We start from the raw sequence: 20,322 nt of genomic DNA on the forward strand, positions 1-20,322 counted from the left end.
CAATGCTGATAGTTTTATTTCTTGTCAAATTCTCCGCCCCAAAAACCGGCAGGACAAAGGCTTAACTTCGATCTTTGTTTTGCGCTCAATCTGCATCCGCAACCTCTGATGAAGCCATCTTTTGGAGAATCTACCACTTCCAGTGTTTCAGGATTCATCCATTTCATGGCGTTGCAGTTGTTGCCGTTTTTTAGAGGACAGGCATTACAGATCTCTTCCCGTAAAGAGAAAATAGCTTCTTCATCCTGGTTCGCCATGCCCATTTTTGAACGTAACTCATTGAAATGGCCGCCAATGATTTCATTGCGCTTGCCAAAAAGTGTTTTAATATTCATACGATTTAAGTTTTAAGATTATTGGGGTCAAAATTAGAGGAAGAAAATCCATCTGACTAATTATGAGAGCTCTCCGTTCTGTCTTTGCAGTAAAAACCAAAATCATCTTTTAAGGATTCAGAGCTATAATCTTTAGAAATTGTCTGATTAAAAAAGCAATACTTCTTCGTAAAAATTGCAATTGGATTTACTAATACATTTATCGGGAAAAAAAATTTTTTTTCCTGATAAAATTATACTGTATCATTTCACCATGACTAGAATAAGAAAACTTTTTGTTGGAATTATTGTTTTTATTTGAATATTTAAAGTTTTGATTTGTAATATTTTATAAATTTTATTTTTTTAAATTTTTATAAAGTGTTAAAATTTTATTTACTGCAAAGACAGGTTTGAGGCCCCAAAATATTTGTCTTTTGATGGCGTGTGATTGTATGTTTGCAGCATAATAATAAAGAGCAAAAAATTATGATTGATAATGTACTAACGGTTTTAAAAGATACGCTGAACGTTGCAACTGATTTACATGATATTGTAGTGGTGGATAACATCGGGAAGCACGAAGACGATACCTCAGGTCTTGACAATAAAGTTGTAATCACTTTAGTAAGTGTTGAGGAAGAATCTACAATGAAAAACGCCTCAAGATATAATCAGGTAAAAGTAGGCAACGTACCGGTTCGCTATGAATTGGAAAGTGCGCCGGCTTATTTGAATTTATATGTAATGATCGCTGCAAACAGGACAAGATATTCAAATGCTTTAATAAATATTTCAAAAATTATCGAGATATTTCAGACAAACAATGTGCTGCAATACAATGATTTAAAGTTCAGAATCGAATTGCATTCCATTCCTTTTGAGCAACTAAGCTATGTCTGGGGGCTGCTGGGCGGAAAAGTAATGCCTTCTGCATTCTATAAAATCAGTGTGATAAAAATTGCAGCGGATACACCACCAATCGATATTGAATTAATAGATGAAGTAGATGTTAAAAGCATCAAAGTCGATTGATCATAAAAACAAAAATAAAAACTAATAACCTTTAACTTAAATTTTTAAAACATGGCAAATCCAACGACGCCAGGCGTTTCCATTGAAGAAATCACTAAGCTTCCCAATTCAGTTACATTGGTAGATACAGCGAAACCGGTATTTATCGGGTACACTGAGCGAATACCTGAAGGCTATAATATTAATGATAATAATAATGAAAAGCTTACAATCAGCTCTCTTTTGGAATATGAAGATAAGTTTGGAAAAGCAAAAAAGGAAAGTATCCGACTGAAAGATGTAAAAGATAAAGGAACAACCCTTATAGCGCCGGATGCTCAATTTTTAATGTACTATTCGCTTCAGATGTATTTTGCCAATGGCGGAGGCCCATGTTATATTGTTTCAGTAGGAACTTATGATTCGGCATCAGCAGGAGTAGAGTTATCTTCCCTAAAAAACGGACTGAATGTGACTGAAACCATAAAAGCTATTAAAGATCCTGTTCTTATCGTTTTTCCTGATGCAGTATCATTAACAGAATCAGATTTTTATAATCTTTACAAATATACCATAGGAAAATTAGAGACTCAAAACAGATTTGCCATTTTTGATACTTATGAGGGAAATTCTTCAATACTATCAAACAATCTTAACACCATCGGCAACTTTAGAAAAGAAGTAGAGCTCAGCACTCACGCCGCAGCTTATTTTCCTCACTTAACAACCATTCTGAATTATACGTTTGATGAAACGGTGACCCCGATAGTACATACAGGTTTACAAGAACAGGGAGAAACCAGCGCAAGTTTTTATGCAGGTGAAATTGCTGCTTTAGACGAATTAAAAAGGCTGGCCGGTGAAGAGATCTCAAGCCATTCCGCAAATGCTATGGTATTGGCAGATTTATTAAGCCAGGCGATTGCCATCGCAGAAGAAGTTAATGAAAATGCTGACGAAGCATCTGATCAGACAGATCATGCAAAAGCTGATTTAGCAGAGGCAATTGAAGAAGCAAAAGCCGTACTGGAAGCAATATATGACGGCACAATTGATGATTTTGTGATACCTGATGATTTAGATGAAGATGCGCCTGTTTTTAGTGGAGAGTTTGAAGCATTAAAAACTGCAATTCTTGCCGTAAAAGATAAAGTAGGAGCAGCAGATGGTTTAACCCTGAAAAATTTACAATCGACCAATTCGGAATTATATAACCAAATTAAAAAAGAACTCATGTCATCGAAAGTTGTCTTACCTCCATCATCAGCAATGGCAGGAGTATATGGCAGAATAGACAGCACAAGAGGAGTTTGGAAAGCACCTGCCAATGTCAGTCTTAATTATGTTATCGCCCCGACAGAAAAAGTTTCGGATAAAGAGCAATCAGATTTGAATATAAATGATTCAGGATCAATCAATGCCATCAGAGCTTTTATCGGAAAAGGAACTTTAGTCTGGGGAGCCAGAACTCTTGATGGAAGAGACAAAATAGAGACTGAAGATAATGTATGGAAATATGTGCATGTACGTCGCTATTGTGATATGATTGAACAGTCGATAAACATTGCCTTGCAAACATTTATCGATGAACCTACCATTCCTTCCACGTATTTACGTGCGAAAACTATGTTGGAAAATTTTCTCAACCAACAATGGATCGAGGGCGCATTAGCTGGAAGTACTCCGAAAGAAGCTTACAAAGTAGAGGTTGACGGAACCAAAGATGAAACTACTGATCATAATATTTTGAATGCAAAAATCGAAATAGCATTAGTACGCCCGGCAGAGTTTATCGTATTAAATTTCTCGCACAAACTACAACAATCCTAAAACAATATAATCAATCACGAGTAAACATTCGAAGTTAAACTTCGAGGTATATTAATCTTAATTTAAAAATTTTAACAAATGAATTACAAAACCCCTGGAGTCTATGTGGAGGAACTGGAAAAATTTCCACCTTCCGTAGCGCAAGTTGAAACAGCTATTCCGGCTTTTATCGGATATACCGAAAAAGGACCAAAAAATGAGCCGACAAGAATCAGTTCTATGCTGGAGTATGAACAACTTTTTGGAAAAGCAAATCCGGAAATGTTTGCTGTCGCTTTCAAAGATGGCGTTGCAACCGCAGCACAACTTAAGGTAAGCGATTTTAAAATGTATTATGCCATGCAGATGTATTTTGCCAATGGCGGAGGGCCTTGCTATATCGTTTCAGTAGGAAGTTACTCAGATCCTGTACTGGTAGAGTCTACGACATCGGATAAAACGTTATTAAAAGGTCTTGAATCACTTAAAAAAGAAGACGAACCTACGCTTATCGTTTTCCCGGATCTTCAAGGCTTGGTTCCGACTGCTGCGGATGTTGATGCAGCTACTGCTACAGCCCAGACTGCAACAGATAACAAGACTGCGGCTACAGATGCTAAGGCTGCGGCTAAAGATGTTTCAGACGCTGTTCAGGCTGCTGCTGATTTACAAGCTGCCTTAGATGTTGTTGCTACTAAAGTGAATAGCTATTCTACTGCTACAACCGTTATTCCTGCTAAAGTTGCTGCTGCTCAAGCTGTTGCTGTTGCTGTTATGGCGGCTGCTAATCTAGTTGCTGCTAAGGCAGCTGCTCAGGCTGTTAGTGCTGCTTTTGATACCGATTTTACGACTGCAACCACAATTTCTACGGCTGCCTCTGGTAATGCTACGGCTGTTGCTGCTAAATCTAATGCCACTGCTATTACGAAAGTTTACTCTTTATATAACAGTGCTTTGAATCAGGCAGAAGCGATGAAGGACAGATTTGTCATTATGGATGTACTGGATAATGATATTAACTTCAGAGACAAAGTCAATGCATCGGGTCTAAAATATGGCGCTGCATATCATCCAAAATTAAAGACCGTTTTAAGCTACGCTTTCAAGGAGGCTGATGTTTTGGTTACGGGCGCATCGGGTATCACCAATCTGGCTGATTTAAAATCTGCAAGTTCAGAACTGTACAATCTGGCTAAAAAAGAAATTGAATCTAAACAGGTTGTTTTGGCTCCTTCATCCTCAATGGCAGGGGTGTATGCCAAAGTAGACAGCACTTCCGGAGTGTGGAAATCACCGGCTAATGTAGGACTGAACTTCGTAGCAGCACCAACAGAAAAGATCTCCGACAGACAACAAGATGCACTTAACGTAGATCCTCAATTTGGAAAATCGATCAACGCAATCAGAGCATTTACAGGAAAAGGAATCATGGTTTGGGGCGCCAGAACCTTAGACGGAAACAGCAACGAGTGGAGATACATCTCTGTACGCCGTTTCTTCAACATGGTAGAAGAATCTGTGAAAAAAGCAACGGAACGTTTTGTTTTTGAACCGAATACGGCCAATACATGGATCAGAGTACAGACGATGATCGAGAATTTCCTTAATCAGCAGTGGCAAGACGGCGCATTAGCCGGAAGCAAGCCTGAAGAAGCGTATTATGTAAGCGTTGGATTAAACAAAACCATGTCAGCACAGGATATCCTTGAAGGAAGAATGAACATCGAGATCGGTATGGCTGCTGTACGTCCTGCAGAATTTATCGTGCTTCGTTTTTCACACAAATTACAGGAAGCATAAAAATTAAACTAAATAATAATTAAATATACATAAAAAATTATGAGTACATATCCATTAGTAAAGTTTGCCTTTGAAGTAGATTGGGGCGGAACAAAAGTAGGTTTTCAGGAAGTATCGGGTTTAAATATTGAAGCTGGTCTTATTGAATACCGACATGGAGCAAGCCCTGATTTCAGCAAAATCAAGATGCCGGGATTGAAAGTTTTCAATAACATCACGTTGAAAAGAGGAACTTTCAAAGCTGATAATGAGTTTTTTGCATGGTTTCAATCCATTCAATTGAATACGGTGGAGAGAAGATCAATCACGATTTCTCTTTTGGACGAGAACGGTGAGCCTGCAGTTACCTGGAAAGTGAAAAATGCCTTCCCGTTAAAAATGCAGTCAACAGATCTGAAAGCTGAAGGAAACGAGGTAGCAATCGAAACTCTGGAATTGGCACACGAGGGATTAACTATTGAAAATAACTAATTAATAATTTAAAAATCTAAAAAAATGAATTACAAAACACCTGGAGTCTACGTAGAGGAAATCGCAAAATTCCCACCATCTGTAGCACAAGTAGAAACGGCTATTCCTGCTTTTGTTGGATATACTGAAAAAGGGCCGAAAAATGAGCCGACAAGAATCTCATCTATACTGGAATACGAAACGCTTTTCGGAAAAGCAAAAAATGAAGCTTTTACATTTAATATTGTTGCAGCAACTTCAGATACACCCAGAAGTGTTACTGCAACTTTAGCCAGTCCAAGTCCTTTCAAAATGTATTATGCGATGCAAATGTATTTTGCCAATGGCGGAGGGCCATGTTATATTGTTTCTGTAGCATCAGCCTATCCATCAGCAGGCGTAAAATTAGTTGACTTAAAAGCAGGTCTTGATACATTAGAAAAAGAAGACGAGCCTACACTTATTGTTTTCCCGGATGCTGAAGGTTTAAGCTTAGATGATGCTTATAGTCTATACGGCTTAGCTTTAGATCAGGCAGAATCAATGAAGGACAGATTCGTTATTATGGATGTTATTGGAAATACTGATAATGCAGTTAGTGATTTTAGAGAAAAGGTAACTTCCGGACCAAGTGGAGAACGTTTAAAATATGGAGCTGCCTACCATCCAAAATTAGAAACGGTTTTGACTTACAGTTTCGATTCAGCTATTACAGTTGGAGGTCAGACTCTTGAGTATTGGAAAACACATGATTCTGAATTGTATAACCTTGCAAAAAATGCAATGGAATCTAAAAAAGTAGTAATGGCTCCATCTTCATCAATGGCGGGAGTATATGCTAAGGTAGACAGTACTTCAGGAGTATTTAAAGCGCCTGCGAATGTAGGACTGAACTATGTAGTAGCACCAAGCGCAAAAATTTCTCATGAAGATCAGGAAAGTCTTAATGTAGATCCTGAAGCTGGAAAATCGATCAACGCGATCAGAGCGTTTACAGGAAAAGGAATCATGGTTTGGGGCGCCAGAACATTAGACGGAAACAGCAACGAGTGGAGATATATCTCTGTACGTCGTTTCTTCAACATGGTGGAAGAATCTGTGAAAAAAGCAACAGAACGTTTTGTTTTTGAACCGAATACCGCCAACACATGGATCAGAGTACAGACGATGATCGAGAATTTCCTTAACCAGCAGTGGCAAGACGGCGCATTAGCCGGAAGCAAGCCTGAAGAAGCGTATTATGTAAGCGTTGGATTAAACAAAACCATGTCAGCACAGGATATCCTTGAAGGAAGAATGAATATCGAGATCGGTATGGCTGCCGTACGTCCTGCAGAATTTATCGTGCTTCGTTTTTCACACAAATTACAGGAAGCATAAAAAAATTAAATAACAATTAAATATAAATAATTATGAGTACATATCCATTAGTAAAGTTTGCCTTTGAAGTAGATTGGGGCGGAACAAAAGTAGGTTTTCAGGAAGTATCGGGTTTAAATATTGAAGCTGGTCTTATTGAATACCGACATGGAGCAAGTCCGGATTTCAGCAAGATCAAGATGCCGGGATTGAAAGTTTTCAATAACATTACGTTGAAAAGAGGAACTTTCAAAGCTGATAATGAATTTTTTGCATGGTTTCAATCCATTCAATTAAATACAGTAGAAAGAAGATCAATCACGATTTCTCTTTTGGACGAGAATGGTGAGCCTGCAGTTACCTGGAAAGTGAAAAATGCTTTCCCGCTAAAAATGCAGTCAACAGATCTGAAAGCTGAAGGAAACGAGGTAGCAATCGAAACTCTGGAATTGGCACACGAGGGATTAACTATTGAAAATAACTAATCATGGCTCTTTTATATCCTCCAACCAGTTTCTCTTTTATTGTTAACGGGATTTCAACAACAGAGGGTATTGATTCCAGATTTCAGTCTATATCCGGTTTATCAACAGACATTGCAACCGAAGAATATGCCGAAGGAGGCGAAAACAGATTTACTCATCAGCTTCCTTTAAGACCAAAATATCCCAATTTAGTTCTTAAGCGTGGCTTGATCGTAAGTTCCGGATTGATAAGCTGGTGCAGAAATGCCATGGAAAACTTCGAATTTGAACCCAGAAACCTCATCGTTTCTCTTTATGGTGGGCTGCAGTCTACAGCGCCTTTAATGGTTTGGAATGTAGTGGGAGCATACCCGGTACGGTGGGAGGTTTCAGAATTCAATGCAGAAGAAAGCAAATTGGCGATTGAAACGATAGAACTGAAATACAGATATTTCACCATACCCACATCGTTAGCAAGTTTAGGCTTGTAATTTCTAAATCTAATCTAGGCACCTGAAAGTGTGTTTGCCTCAGGATAACTTTTAGCAAAATAATTTTTTCATGAAAAACACGGATTGGTCTATCCCAGGACTGAACGCACTCTTTATGTGCTTAGATTTTTTTAAATAAATAGGTTAAATCATTGATTTTTAATTATTTAAAATTAAAAATTGATTAAAAACAAACGAAATGCCAATAGAAATAAAAGAGCTTCACATTAAAATAAATGTGGACGAGAAAACAGCAGCATCAACTAATGCTACATCAATTGATGAGGCAAAAATTATGCGGGCAGTGAGCGAAAGTGTAGAGCAGGCAGTAAATATTCAACAACGTAAAAAAGAAAGATAATGGGAGGAGCATTACAAAAATTAACTATAAAAGCCTATAAAGACTCTAATTACAGTAGTCAGATGGGTAAAAATTTTTCTATACTGATTAATCCCTCAGGTTTTTCTTTCTCTCGTAAGAATGAATTGAATCAGGATTCTGAAATGGGAACAAGTGATAGTAATCTAAAATATGTTAGAACACTTCCTTCAGAACTGAAGCTGGAATTTTTATTTGATGGTACAGGCGTAACGAAAGATAATTCAGGTAATAAGCTCATCAACAAAATAAAGGAAGGCTTGGGAAAAAGAGATCCTTTTAGTAAGAAAGCTGTAGACGACCAAATTGCAGAATTTTATGTAGCAACGGGGAATTATAATGGGTCCATTCATAAGCCTTATAATGTTATTGTTATTTGGGGAGAATTTGAGTATAAAGGAATGCTCTCCGAATTTACAGTTGATTATAAAATGTTTAATAACGATGGAACACCTCTGAGAGCTATTGGAAAAGCTACATTCTCAGGAGCTATCAGTAAAGAGCTTGCAGAAAAAACTGTAAAAACATCTTCCCCGGATCTTACCCACAAAAGAACAGTACAGGCCGGAGACACTTTACCACTAATGACCGAAAAAATCTATGGCGATTCCAAATACTATCTGGAAGTTGCTAAAATAAACGGTCTTATCAATTTCAGACAATTAATTCCCGGGCAGGAATTATTCTTTCCGCCATTAGAAAAAACATCATAAAATGAATAACAGCGGATACATACAAACAGCAAAAACCCCGGATTTAATAACTTTTAAAGTGATGTCCGGAGACACGGAACTGCCCGGAAAATATGGGGTAAAAAGCATTGTCGTAGAAAAAGAAGTCAACAGAATTCCTTATGCCCGCATTGTCATTTTGGACGGAAGTGTTCCGGAACAGGATTTTAAATTAAGCAATGAAGAATTATTAATTCCCGGAAAAGAAATTGAGATCACAGCAGGCTACCATTCTAAAGAAGAAACCATTTTTAAAGGTGTTGTTGTAAAGCATAATATAAAAGTGAGAAACGGATCTTCTTACCTCATCATCGAATGCAGGGATAAAGCGGTAAAAATGACTTTGGGAAGAAAAAGCAAATATTTCTACGACAGCAAAGACAGCGACATCATCGAAGAACTGATTGGTAATAGCGGTGCCACTGCCGATGTAGAAGCTACTTCAAATTCCCATAAAGAACTGGTGCAGTATCAGGCTTCCGATTGGGATTTTATGCTGACCAGGGCGCAGGCCAACGGAAAGCTTTGTTTTGTTGAAGACGGAAAGATCAAAGTAGCGAAACCTGATTTCAGTGGTGAAACGGTAGAAACCGTTGTCTACGGATCATCGGTACATGAATTTGACGGGGAAATTGACGCAAGAGATCAGTTCAGTAAAATTACCGCCAAAACATGGAACTATACCGATCAGGAACTGACGGAAGTTGAAGCGCAGGATCCGGCCATCAGTCTCAATGGAAATCTTTCATCCGGTGATCTGGCAAAAGTGTTCGGAATCGAAGACTTACAATTGAAGCACGGCGGAAATCTTACTCAGGGTGAGCTGCAGGAATGGGGCGATGCAAAAGCAACTTTCCAACAGTTAGCCAAAACCAGAGGAAGAGTGAAATTCCAGGGAATTCCATCGGTGAAACCAGGGGTTACATTAACACTTCAGGGAGTTGGAAACCGGTTCAACGGGAAGATATACGTAACAGGTGTCCGTCATGAAATTGTTGATGGAAACTGGCTGGTAGATGCACAGTTCGGGCTTTCCCCAACGTGGTTCTCTGAAACTTATGATGTAAGTGAAATGCCGGGTTCAGGAATTATGCCTGCCATCAGCGGACTGCATGTCGGAATTGTATCACAACTGGAATCTGATCCGGATGGAGAAGACAGAATTTTAGTACAGATTCCGATCATTAACAATGAAGAAGAGGGAATCTGGGCAAGAATAGCCACTCTGGATGCCGGAGAAAACAGAGGATCTTTTTTCAGACCGGAAATCGGTGATGAAGTGATTATCGGATTTATTAATGACGATCCAAATGACGCCGTGGTTTTGGGAATGCTGAACAGCAGTACAAAACCGGCTCCTATCGTAGCCTCAGATGATAATCATGAAAAAGGATTTGTAACCCGGAGTGAAATGAAAATGATCTTTAATGACGACAAAATTTCCTACACCCTGGAAACCCCGAAAGGGAAGAAAGTGGTCGTAGACGAAGACGCAGATGTCATTAAAATAGAAGATGAACATTCTAATATGCTGACACTTAATAAAGACGGGATCAGTATCGAAAGTTCAAAAGACATTAAGATCAAGGCAAAAGGTGACATCAATATGGAAGGCGTCAACATCAATGTAAAAGCCAGCGCCCAATTCAAAGCTGAAGGAAGCTCAGGTTCTGAACTTAAATCAGGAGCAGTGACAGTAGTAAAAGGATCTCAGGTTAAAATCAATTAATCATCATGAAACCGGCAGCAAGAATTACAGATATGCACACCTGTCCCATGGTGACAGGAAATGTTCCGCATGTAGGCGGACCCATTATTCCGGCAGGAGAACCTACGGTACTGATCGGCGGAAAACCTGCCGCAAGAGTAGGGGACAAAGCGGTATGCACAGGTCCGATGGACACCATTGCATCAGGATCGTCAAGCGTTTTGATCGGCGGAAAACCTGCCGCAAGAATGGGCGATTCCACCGCGCATGGAGGCGTAATATCCGCAGGGGAAGCTACTGTCTTGATAGGCGGATGATATTTAAAAAATCACCTACAATTAAGAACGTAAAACATCAATAACAAAAAGGTTATCACAACTCAAACTCTATGTTACAGATGCAAGATGTTACCATTAAATATAACAAATAACGTATGAAAATAAATACAGATTTTTTAGGAATAGGCTGGAGTTTTCCGCCTGAGTTTAATCAGACTGAAGGAAAGTTGGCAATGACCACCGATGTAGAAGACATCAATAACAGTCTTATGATTCTGTTGTCAACACGTCCCGGCGAGCGTGTCATGTTCCCGAATTACGGGTGCGACCTGCAGGAAATGCTCTTTAAGCCACTGGACTTAACGTTGATCACCCAGATGAAAGGAATCATTGAGCGCGCTATTTTATATCACGAACCCAGAATCAACATTCTGAGTATCGAAATTGATGCTCAGGAAGAACTTGAAGGTGAAGTTTTGATACAAATTGACTACGAAGTAAGAAATACCAATACAAGAAGCAATATGGTTTTTCCTTTTTACAAAGGGGAAGCTACCGAAATATAATGAATTACGGGATGTCTGTAGCCATTTTTAAATACTACCAAACACTACATGAAGTATTGCATCTGACCATAGAAAGATAAATATAAACAAATGAAAAAAACAGATACATTTTCACATTATCGTGAAGGAAAATCACAAATGCAGCGCTTTTTAGCAGAATTAGATCCGGGCAATCTTGAATTAAACGATTTCGATTTGTTTGATTGGCTATTATTCGCAAACAATTTTGCACAGCGTGTCAACTATTTCGGTAAAGATGATCATACAACACCGGATGGAAACTGGGGAAATTTCTTCCTGGGTGATGATGCCAATGCCGTTCCGCGTAGAGAAAGCGTTGAGTATAAGAGTATGAAAAAACAGGTTACAGATCTTATTTCCCAGTTTGAACAAGACAGCAGCCTGACACCTCACCTGACATTATTCGTTTGCTTTTTAAAATTGTTGGATTTCTCGAAAAAAGCTTTCAATAATTTAACTAAAAGGCATTTGGATTTCTATTATAACGAAATTCTGCAAATTGAAAAAAATGATGCGAAAGCAGATAAAGTTTATGTGATTTTCGAATTGGCCAAAAAAGCAATTCAGGAAAAAATTCCGGGCGGAACACTGCTGGATGGCGGTAAAGATACCAATGGAAAGAAACGCATTTACAAGACAGGTGAAGAGCTTATTGCCAATCAGGCAAAAATTGTTGAAATCAAAAGTTTCCTGAACGATGTTAAAAAACGAGAACTGAAGATGGCTCCGGTTGCCAATTCTGCTGATGGTGTGGGAGATAAACTTCCTGCAGAAAGCAATTACTGGTGGCCGTTCGGATATAATGCTGATGAAACAGTTTCGGATACATCAATCTACAAAGAACTTCCGAAAGCAAAACTCGGTTTTTCAGTGGCTTCCTCATTATTTGATTTAAAAGAAGGTGAGAGAACGATTACTGTGAAAATCGATTTTATCAAAAATTCGACGCAGAAATTACAAAATTTATCAAACACGGATATTGAAAATAATATCAAAGTGTTTTGCAGCGGAGAAAAAGAATGGTTATCCGGAATCGTTTTAAAATGTATGAAAAATGACGACAGTCAATTGGAACTTTCTTTTACATTATCCAAAGATTTCCCTGCAGTGGTACAATACAACAAGGAAGTTTTACTGCAAACATTTCAGACCGATTTTCCTGTCGTAAGATTCATGATCGAAGGAGAAAAATACTATGATGTCTATGAAGCTCTTTCAGAAAAACTAATCAAAAATGTTGAAATAACGGTTGATGTAAAAGGAGTAAAATTTGTTCAGATAGAAAACGACAGCAGTACACTGAATGCCGAAAAACCTTATTATCCATTCACTGCACAGCCTATTAAAGGATCTAATTTTTACATTAAAAGTACTGAAATGTTTTCCAAAAAATGGCAGAATGCAGACATTATTATCAATTGGAAAAATACGCCTGATTCAATAAAAGATTTGTACAGCGGATATGTTATTCAGCCGAATCAAAATATCAGCCTGGTAGATTTTGAAGAGTTGAAAAGCTCATCAATCGTTCGGTCAGATGCTTATTTTACCGCTGATGTGGCACTTCTGGACAAAGAAATATGGCGTGAGAAAGGCAATGATATTGAGTTGTTTAAAAAAGTAGAAAACGGTTACACAACCCAATTTTCTATTTATAATACGAGCAATGATTCGGGGACAAGCGAGGCTATCAGATTGACGCTGAACCAGTCGGCATTACAGGATGTGTATCCTAAATTATATACCTTGGCATTATCCAGCAGCTCTGCAAGTGAAAAGCTTATTCCAAACGAACCCTATATTCCTTTTGCGGAAGATATCGAGCTGAATTACAGCGCAAAGGAAAATGCATACTCTTATTTAAGCAAAGATTCCAGCGGACAAGCTTCAAAAAGTGCAGACGTACAGGTATATCATGAAGATGCATTCGGGCAATACGAGAAAGAAGTGGAAACAAAGAGCATCGTTCCCGTACACCAAAATGGTGGTGAATTATACATCGGCCTGGAAGCCATGCCACAATCTACGGTTTCTCTGTTGATCCAGATGCTTGAAGGAAGCGAAAACCCTTTGGTGGATACTTTCGATGAAAAAGAGTTTATCGAATGGCATATCCTTTCAAACAATATGTGGATTGATCTGTCGAAAAACCTGCTGAAAAATGAAACGAGAAAATTTCTGGAATCAGGAATTGTTAAATTTAAAATTCCCAAAGAGATCAATACAAGCCATACAAGGCTTACCGACGGATTGGTCTGGATCAGAGCCAAATCAAAAAGAAGTTATGATGCCGTTTGCAAAATCCAGGGGATTTATACACAGGCTGTTTTAGCGACATTCCAGAATCAGGACAATGATCTGGCGCATCTGAATAACGGTTTGGAAGCCAATACCATTTCAAAACTGATTACCAGAGTTCCTCAGGTAAAATCTGTCAATCAGCCTTACAATTCATTCGATGGTAAATATAAAGAGGCAGACACGGAATTTTACAGACGGGTAAGTGAAAGATTAAGACACAAGCACAGAGCGATTACACAATGGGATTATGAAAGTCTGGTATTGCAGGAATTTCCGGAAGTTTTTAAGGTGAAATGTTTAAACCATACTTCTGAAAATTCATATATGGCTCCGGGACATGTCACATTGATGGTGGTGCCGAATATTAGAAATAAAAATGCATTTGATGTCTATCAGCCGAGAGTGAGCAGGGCCAGCCTGAATAAAATTCAGAATTATGTAAATGAATTAAATACGATGCATGTTACAGCTCAGGTAATCAACCCCAATTATAAAGAAGCAAAAGTACAGACTAAGGTAAAGTTCTTTGAGCAGTACGACGAAACATTTTACATGAGACAACTGGATGAAGATATTAAAAAATACATATCGCCGTGGGCTTTTACAGATTCCAAAGATATTGATTTTAATGTGGAACTGAATGTTAACCAGCTGATTAATTACCTGGAGCAACTGTATTATGTCGATTACATTGATGAGATCAGGATATTGGTGAATGATGTTGTACAAAAGAAAACTCTGATAGAAGTAGATCCGAAATCCATTCTGGTATCTGCCAAACAACACCAAATTACTATTGCAGAACAAGTATGTATTTAATAATAAACAGAAGAAAACATAACCATGTCAGAAAATAAGCACATTAGTATATCGAAAAATATAGAAACCGGAGATCAGACCGATTTTCACTTTCTACGCAAAACAGGTATTGAATACATAGAAAAGTTAGGAGGAAAACTTTGGACAGATTACAATTCTCATGATCCGGGAATTACCACGCTGGAAGTTCTAAGCTATGCCATCACGGATCTCGGGATGAGAATGAATATGAATATGGAGGATATCCTAACCTCTAAAGACACAGATACAGATATTCATACGCAGTTTTTAAAAGCTACAGAAATTCTTCCTTCAAGGCCATTAACCGAGCTTGATTACAGAAAGCTATTCATCGATATCAACTTTACAGCCGGTCATAAAAGGCCGATCCGCAACTGTTGGCTGGTTCCCAACAATGAAAAATTGTATGTTGATTGTAAAACGGGTCAGTTAGATTTTAAACCTATCGGAGATAAAACACAAAGCTTTAATATAAAGGGATTGTATGATCTTTATGTAGATTATGCCGAGGATGTCGAAGATGAAAATAACGGATGCGGAAAGTCCAGTGTAAACCTTCAGATATTAGAACGTTACCATTCCAATAGAAGTCTTTGTGAAGATTTGGCGGAAATTAAAGAGATCGAAATCCAGAAAGTGGCGGTATGCGCGCGTATCGGATTGGTAAACAAAGCCGATGAAGAACTAGTGCATGCTAAAGTTTTAAAAGCAATTAATAATTACCTGTCTCCTGAAGTCCATTTTTATTCATTACAACAGATGCTCGAAAAAGGTCTGACAACGGATCAGATTTTTGAAGGTCCGCTTTTAGATAATGGTTTTATTGATACCGAAGAATTGAGAAACAGCCAGTTGAGAAGAGAAGTCCGTCTTTCTGATATCATCAGTGAAGTTATGAAAATTGACGGCGTGAAAGAAATTCACGAAATTTCTATTGCAGGTTGTGATCAAGTGATCAAGCAGACCAACGACTGGCTGATCTGTATTGAAAAAGGCAGAAAACCGGAACTTTGCGAGCTGAGTTCATTCAGCTACAGTAAAGGGTCGCTTCCGTTAAATATAAACGATAAAAAGGTTCAGGAATACCTAGAGACTCTTAAAAGAGAAGAAGAGGCACTAAGAGATGATGCAAGGCAGAATAAAGAACTGGCTTTACCACACGGAACGTCCTATGACATTGCAGAATATGCAACTATTCTCAATGAATTTCCTGATACTTACGGAGTTGGGATTTCCGGGATTATAGGAAATAAAACCCCGGAAAGAGAAGCGTTGGCAAAACAGATGAAAGGATATTTGTTGTTTTTTGATCAGATTTTAGCCAGTTATTTTAAACACCTTGAAAAAGTAAAAGAAGTATTAAGCGTAAATGGTGATTTAAAAAGAACCTATTTCACGCAGGCACTTAAAAATATTAAAGGATTTGACGAATTGGTTTCCAATTATCCTGCCGGAAATGATGATGATCTCACAGATTCTTTGTATGAAGAACTGGACAACAGCGTTGAACGCCGAAATGAGGTGTTGGATCATTTGATTTCCCGATTTGCAGAAACTTTCAGTGACTACACTTTCCTGATGAAATCATTGTACGGAAAATCTGCTGACGAAATTGTCTTAAGCAATAAGCAAAATTTCCTGAATGAATATGCATCCATAAGTAAAGACCGCGGTTTAGGCTACAATTATACATTGTTTGGCGATTCAGATATCTGGAATACAAATAATATTTCCGGAGCGCAGAAAAGAATTGCCCGTTTGCTGGGAATTAAAAACTATACACAGAGAAGTGTATCCCAATCACCTGTTTTAATTACTAAAACATTAAACGGCGATAAAGCAACCTATACCTGGAAAATAAAAGATGCTGCAAACAATATCATCTTATCATCTGTAAAAAGCTATGAGATTGAATATGCTGCCACTAAAAACCTGAATGAAGCCATTTATCAGATTATCCAGATCGATCAGGAAGACCTTGAAAATGCACTGGAAAAATTGGGTGTGTGCGAAGATAATACCTGTATGATTGGAAACATGAGAATCCGTTTTTCGGGTGGAGGTAATTATTATTTTGATGTTATAGATGATTCGCAAGACCAAAATGTGATTGCTACCCACAAAAGAACCAATCCTTATCCTGATCTGGAAGCATTGAAAATCGGAATCAGGGAAACGGTAAGGTACTTCAGGGATGATTTTACGGAAGAAGGTATTTTCTTCGTCGATAATTTATTGCTAAAGCCCACCGTTAAAGATTACCAGCTTATGGGCGGTATCGGGTGTATGGAAATAGACCGCACTTTTAAAGTCATGTATGATATTGAAGATGTGGCTTCAGAGGATCCGGTGGAGTATTCGGAAACCTTTATGCATTCCTGTGAAGAAGATTGTGAAACCGATGTTTTTGATCCTTATTCTTACCGTATAAGTGTTGTTCTTCCGGGATACGCCTATCGTTTCCAGGATCCCGATTTCAGACGCTATGCGGAAACCGTCATCAGACAGGAAATTCCGGCGCATGTTTTAGCCAAAATTTGCTGGGTAGGAGACCGTCTGACAGAAACGCAGACCGCTAAAAGTGATCTGTCTGAATTTGAGGTTGCTCTTAAACAATTCCTTTCAGATAAATCAAAAAATAACACAGCGAATTTAGGCAACAGCATCCGGGATTTACTCACTGCTCTTACGAATCTGAATAATATTTACCGACCGGGAAGACTCCTGGACTGTGCAAAGGATGATAATGACAGCTTAGACGGGAAAATCATATTAGGACAATCAAACTTATAAAAATTGACAAACAATGAATACTAAATTAGATAATGTAACAACCCAGTATAGAAAGTTCAACGAAAACCAGGCGTTAACGGACGGGCAATTAAACGAATTCATAGACTATTTCGAAGACCAGGACAGATTATCAAGAACCCGCCTGAGTGGTGTGGGGGTAGTATGTGGTTTTAAATCGGAATCTTTAGATTTAGACGCAACCCTTGTTATTACACAGGGAGCCGGTGTTACTACAGACGGTGATTTAATAACACTCCGCCAGAAATTAGATAAAACATCAGATGTTGCTATCGATTTTGATACCAGAAGCTACAAATATTACAGAAATTACATTGATGAGGTGGAATACAAACATTTTCGCATCGGCGGAAATCAGGTGCCTCTTGTAGAAGTAATTACACAAGATGAATACGACAAATTAACGAATGTCGAAGGCTTCAGGCCTCTAAAAGAAATTGGCAGTGCGATCTACGATAAAGTTGTGGTTCTCTATTTAGAAAGCTATTCTAATGAGGAAACTCCATGTCAGGATGCAGATTGTGACAACACCGGCGCTGAGCAGGTGTCCAATCTTAAAGTGCTTTTGGCAGATTCACAAAGCGTTTCGGATCTTATTTCCGGAGGTGATGCAAAAGATTCCATTTATAAAGCCCATAATGCATATGAAGAGCTTTTTGATCAATTACCTAAAATAAAGGCTAAAAGAGTGATTCTGGATACAACCATTGCAAAAGCATCAGATTTAAAAACAAGATTTCAGAATGCCAACACTGCTATTGCAGACCTGAGTAAAGGTTTTGGTGCCATTGCCGGCATTTTTAATGTGAATATCAACTTTGGCGGGCAAAATCTCAATGATAAACTGACTTCTTTATTAAATCCGGTACCGGGAAGTTCAAGACTGGATGATTATCAATACCGTTATGATCTCCTGAAAGATTTAATTGATACCTACAATGAAATAAAAGAACTGATCCTGCATCTTAATGCCGAATGCTGTCCGGGTATAAATTCATTTCCGAAACACCTGCTGCTGGGCCGTGTAGGAGCTTCGCTTGAATTAGGAGAATATACTCCTTACCGTCACAGTTTTTATCATTCACCTGTAACTACCGGCGATGATGAAAATTACGAAAGAGTGGTAATGCTTGCCAATCGTTTTGTGCAGAAAATCAACGGATTTCAGTCGTATATCGGGCCTATCAAAATTACGCCTTCCAATCTTGATGTAAGATTAGGTGATAAAGCCATTCCTTACTATTATAATGTAGATCAATTATTATTGAATAAATGGAATTATGAAAAAACAAAAACGGACAGGGAAACTTACAATTTAAGCTATCACACCGGTAATTTGGCGTCGGATGACTTTATTCAGAATCCATTGAACTATAACATTGATGATAACGACTTCTACAGAATTGAAGGTCACCTGGGGCTGCCTTATAAAACAGCGTTACAAAATATTAATGATCTTAAAGCAAAATACGGATTAGCTTTTGACGTCGTTGCATTGGTTCTCCAAAAAGGAGAAAAACCTACTGAACCGACTAAAGATGATGTTGTATCAATAGACGATTTAAGAAAACAACTGGTATCGATTTCCAGTGATATCAGCAACCAAAGGACTAATTCACAAAGTACTTTATTCAATATCTCAAAATTAGACGAAAAATTAAGATTACTGAACAAAGCTGAATTTTCTAAAGAAGGTGAAGGCGTTACCGTTGTAAAACAAGATCCTAAAAAAGATGATGTTATAAGTGAACTTTTAAGCGAATTTTTAGAACGGAAATCAGGTGCAGAGCACATAGCAGGTGTAGAACGCGGCGGAACCTTTCTGGTAATTTACGATTCAGAAACAAATAATCAGGTTCTCGCAGATTTCTCGCTGCCTTACCTGTGCTGTTCTAAGAAAGATCCTGTATTCTTGTCGTTACCGAAAACCCAACTATGTCAGAAAGATGCTCCGATGGCTATGTCAATCGTTCCGGCAGATGGTGAAGTGAAAGCATTTGTAAACGGTACTCAAATTTCTGCAATTACCCAGTCCGGAGGACAAAGTTACTTTAATCCTGGTATGGTAGGCGCTGCTTACCTTGGGCAGACAATTACCTTTACAGTTAATGATGATCCTGTGGATGTAGAATTGATTGTTTATGCAGAGCCTGTTATTTCTGTTACTGCCGGTAATGTTTCCTATGGTGAAGATACATCAGATCCTGATGCTACTGTTGACTTCCATGTTACCCCAAGTAATAATCCTGGATTTACTTATACATTTAATTTCGGAGATGGTTCACCACTGCTGACGTTAACGACATTACCGAGTAACGGAATTGTTCAGCATACCTATACGCTTGTTGCGGGAAGAGAAGATATCTTTAATCCTACCCTTACGGTAACCAACAGAAACGGCTGTAGTACCACCTTTGCTGTTGCTCCGCTGAAACTGACCGGACAAATGACAGTGGTTTGTCTCAACGGAATGCGGGTTGTAATTCAGTATAGAGACGGTATAGATACGTATCACGCTTGTAATGATGCCAGTTTTAATTTATTAGGAAACGGCCATATCATCATCGGGTCCAATCCACCACCTGCAGATCCGAGAGGATTGAGAAAAGGAAATGTGCATTTGAGTAATACCGGTGGAGATCAGGATAGGCTTAACCGTCCTAATGGTGTTACGAGTGGACTCAGCAGATATAATGAAATCATTATAACACAGGACGAAGCTGAACAATTGGCAGCAGGCGCTAATGAAGGTTTTGTGAAATTCTCTCTTGTGTGTGCATTAGGCTACTGCCATACCGGTGTAGCATATACGCAACTGTTCCTGGCAAATGACCCGACACCAATTTATTCTGGTTATCCGGTTGGCAATTTCTTAGAAATCAACCCTTGTACGGGAGAGAGAAGATAATAATTCTAAGAAAGAGTATAATAGCTTCATAGGCAGGCATACTGTCTATGAAGTTTATTAATCTTAATCAATCATTAA

Annotated in this window: 16 protein-coding genes; 15 read left to right on the forward strand and 1 reads right to left on the reverse strand. The window is 38.4% G+C overall.

Annotated elements, in window-relative coordinates:
* Window positions 1-14: 14 nt before the first annotated feature.
* A complete protein-coding gene (locus tag ACWNCI_RS02040; protein ID WP_449386986.1) occupies window positions 15-335 on the reverse strand; it encodes a hypothetical protein in 321 nt (106 codons plus the stop codon).
* A gap of 468 nt (window positions 336-803) precedes the next feature.
* Between ACWNCI_RS02040 and ACWNCI_RS02045 the strand changes: the two genes are divergently transcribed.
* The 15 genes from ACWNCI_RS02045 to ACWNCI_RS02115 all read left to right on the forward strand — a co-directional run bounded on the left by ACWNCI_RS02045 (window position 804) and on the right by ACWNCI_RS02115 (window position 20,244).
* On the forward strand, window positions 804-1,349 hold the full coding sequence (locus tag ACWNCI_RS02045; protein WP_346985757.1) for a DUF4255 domain-containing protein: 546 nt from the start codon (window positions 804-806) through the stop codon (window positions 1,347-1,349).
* A 51-nt stretch (window positions 1,350-1,400) separates the two neighbouring features.
* Window positions 1,401-3,158, forward strand: coding sequence for a phage tail sheath family protein (locus ACWNCI_RS02050; RefSeq protein WP_449386987.1), 1,758 nt, complete (start codon window positions 1,401-1,403; stop codon window positions 3,156-3,158).
* A 78-nt stretch (window positions 3,159-3,236) separates the two neighbouring features.
* Window positions 3,237-4,937 (forward strand): phage tail sheath family protein, encoded by a 1,701-nt coding sequence (locus ACWNCI_RS02055; RefSeq protein WP_449386988.1) that lies wholly within the window; start codon window positions 3,237-3,239, stop codon window positions 4,935-4,937.
* Between the two features lie 39 nt (window positions 4,938-4,976).
* Window positions 4,977-5,408, forward strand: a complete 432-nt coding sequence (locus ACWNCI_RS02060; RefSeq protein ID WP_346985751.1) for a phage tail protein — start codon at window positions 4,977-4,979, stop codon at window positions 5,406-5,408.
* 24 nt (window positions 5,409-5,432) lie between these two features.
* Window positions 5,433-6,767, forward strand: a complete 1,335-nt coding sequence (locus tag ACWNCI_RS02065) for a phage tail sheath family protein (RefSeq protein WP_449386989.1) — start codon at window positions 5,433-5,435, stop codon at window positions 6,765-6,767.
* Window positions 6,768-6,799: 32 nt separating this feature from the next.
* Window positions 6,800-7,231 (forward strand): phage tail protein, encoded by a 432-nt coding sequence (locus tag ACWNCI_RS02070; protein ID WP_346985751.1) that lies wholly within the window; start codon window positions 6,800-6,802, stop codon window positions 7,229-7,231.
* A 2-nt stretch (window positions 7,232-7,233) separates the two neighbouring features.
* A complete protein-coding gene (locus ACWNCI_RS02075) occupies window positions 7,234-7,701 on the forward strand; it encodes a phage tail protein (RefSeq protein ID WP_449386990.1) in 468 nt (155 codons plus the stop codon).
* A gap of 199 nt (window positions 7,702-7,900) precedes the next feature.
* Window positions 7,901-8,062 carry a DUF5908 family protein gene (locus ACWNCI_RS02080; protein ID WP_185116181.1) on the forward strand — a complete coding sequence of 54 codons (162 nt, stop codon included), beginning with the start codon at window positions 7,901-7,903 and terminating at the stop codon, window positions 8,060-8,062.
* Entirely contained in the window at window positions 8,062-8,793 is a 732-nt protein-coding gene (locus ACWNCI_RS02085; RefSeq protein WP_449386991.1) for a CIS tube protein, read from the forward strand. Before ACWNCI_RS02080 ends, ACWNCI_RS02085 begins: the two co-directional genes overlap by 1 nt.
* Before the next feature lies 1 nt (window position 8,794).
* Window positions 8,795-10,540 (forward strand): type VI secretion system tip protein VgrG, encoded by a 1,746-nt coding sequence (gene vgrG, locus ACWNCI_RS02090; protein WP_449386992.1) that lies wholly within the window; start codon window positions 8,795-8,797, stop codon window positions 10,538-10,540.
* A 5-nt stretch (window positions 10,541-10,545) separates the two neighbouring features.
* Window positions 10,546-10,836: a PAAR domain-containing protein gene (locus ACWNCI_RS02095; RefSeq protein WP_042722688.1), complete on the forward strand. Its 291-nt coding sequence runs from the start codon at window positions 10,546-10,548 to the stop codon at window positions 10,834-10,836.
* Window positions 10,837-10,952: 116 nt separating this feature from the next.
* A complete protein-coding gene (locus ACWNCI_RS02100; protein ID WP_042722687.1) occupies window positions 10,953-11,363 on the forward strand; it encodes a GPW/gp25 family protein in 411 nt (136 codons plus the stop codon).
* 90 nt (window positions 11,364-11,453) lie between these two features.
* On the forward strand, window positions 11,454-14,504 hold the full coding sequence (locus ACWNCI_RS02105) for a baseplate J/gp47 family protein (RefSeq protein WP_449386993.1): 3,051 nt from the start codon (window positions 11,454-11,456) through the stop codon (window positions 14,502-14,504).
* Between the two features lie 24 nt (window positions 14,505-14,528).
* Entirely contained in the window at window positions 14,529-17,318 is a 2,790-nt protein-coding gene (locus ACWNCI_RS02110; protein WP_449386994.1) for a hypothetical protein, read from the forward strand.
* Between the two features lie 13 nt (window positions 17,319-17,331).
* Window positions 17,332-20,244 (forward strand): PKD domain-containing protein, encoded by a 2,913-nt coding sequence (locus tag ACWNCI_RS02115; RefSeq protein WP_449386995.1) that lies wholly within the window; start codon window positions 17,332-17,334, stop codon window positions 20,242-20,244.
* Window positions 20,245-20,322: the final 78 nt, after the last annotated feature.

This window comes from Chryseobacterium lineare, from assembly GCF_977014045.1.

Excerpts from the sequence above, each read along its gene's own strand:
- ACWNCI_RS02055 (WP_449386988.1), top strand. The coding sequence starts at position 3,237 with ATGAATTACAAAACCCCTGGAGTCTATGTGGAGGAACTGGAAAAATTT.
- ACWNCI_RS02045 (WP_346985757.1), top strand. The coding sequence starts at position 804 with ATGATTGATAATGTACTAACGGTTTTAAAAGATACGCTGAACGTTGCA.
- ACWNCI_RS02070 (WP_346985751.1), top strand. The coding sequence starts at position 6,800 with ATGAGTACATATCCATTAGTAAAGTTTGCCTTTGAAGTAGATTGGGGC.
- ACWNCI_RS02085 (WP_449386991.1), top strand. The coding sequence starts at position 8,062 with ATGGGAGGAGCATTACAAAAATTAACTATAAAAGCCTATAAAGACTCT.
- ACWNCI_RS02095 (WP_042722688.1), top strand. The coding sequence starts at position 10,546 with ATGAAACCGGCAGCAAGAATTACAGATATGCACACCTGTCCCATGGTG.
- ACWNCI_RS02060 (WP_346985751.1), top strand. The coding sequence starts at position 4,977 with ATGAGTACATATCCATTAGTAAAGTTTGCCTTTGAAGTAGATTGGGGC.
- ACWNCI_RS02080 (WP_185116181.1), top strand. The coding sequence starts at position 7,901 with ATGCCAATAGAAATAAAAGAGCTTCACATTAAAATAAATGTGGACGAG.
- ACWNCI_RS02075 (WP_449386990.1), top strand. The coding sequence starts at position 7,234 with ATGGCTCTTTTATATCCTCCAACCAGTTTCTCTTTTATTGTTAACGGG.
- ACWNCI_RS02115 (WP_449386995.1), top strand. The coding sequence starts at position 17,332 with ATGAATACTAAATTAGATAATGTAACAACCCAGTATAGAAAGTTCAAC.
- ACWNCI_RS02110 (WP_449386994.1), top strand. The coding sequence starts at position 14,529 with ATGTCAGAAAATAAGCACATTAGTATATCGAAAAATATAGAAACCGGA.
- vgrG (WP_449386992.1), top strand. The coding sequence starts at position 8,795 with ATGAATAACAGCGGATACATACAAACAGCAAAAACCCCGGATTTAATA.
- ACWNCI_RS02100 (WP_042722687.1), top strand. The coding sequence starts at position 10,953 with ATGAAAATAAATACAGATTTTTTAGGAATAGGCTGGAGTTTTCCGCCT.
- ACWNCI_RS02040 (WP_449386986.1), bottom strand. The coding sequence starts at position 335 with ATGAATATTAAAACACTTTTTGGCAAGCGCAATGAAATCATTGGCGGC.
- ACWNCI_RS02065 (WP_449386989.1), top strand. The coding sequence starts at position 5,433 with ATGAATTACAAAACACCTGGAGTCTACGTAGAGGAAATCGCAAAATTC.
- ACWNCI_RS02105 (WP_449386993.1), top strand. The coding sequence starts at position 11,454 with ATGAAAAAAACAGATACATTTTCACATTATCGTGAAGGAAAATCACAA.
- ACWNCI_RS02050 (WP_449386987.1), top strand. The coding sequence starts at position 1,401 with ATGGCAAATCCAACGACGCCAGGCGTTTCCATTGAAGAAATCACTAAG.